Genomic DNA, 220 nt, shown 5'->3' with positions numbered 1-220 from the left:
GACCCCCAACTACTTTCGGCGCTGAAGCGCTTAACTTCCGTGTTCGGCATGGGAACGGGTGTGGCCGCTTCGCCATCGCCACCAGACATAGAGAGATCGTTCTCTCAAAACTGAAGACTCATCAATTCATCCAAACCTTAGACTAGATCAAAGCCTCGACCGATTAGTATCATTCAGCTCCACACGTCGCCGTGCTTCCACCCATGACCTATCTACCTCA

At 51.8% G+C, this 220-nt stretch carries 1 rRNA gene; it reads right to left on the bottom strand.

Annotation, left to right across the window (positions count from 1 at the left end):
* Positions 1-86: ribosomal RNA gene (gene rrf / locus KNP95_RS16020) — 5S ribosomal RNA — on the bottom strand; the annotation flags it as partial.
* Positions 87-220: the final 134 nt, after the last annotated feature.

This window comes from Exiguobacterium sp. s36, from assembly GCF_018618345.1.
In the GTDB taxonomy this organism is placed as follows: Bacteria; Bacillota; Bacilli; order Exiguobacteriales; family Exiguobacteriaceae; genus Exiguobacterium; species Exiguobacterium chiriqhucha.
The sequence above is the reverse complement of the archived record's forward strand: the minus strand, read 5'-3'. Positions and strand labels throughout refer to the sequence as shown.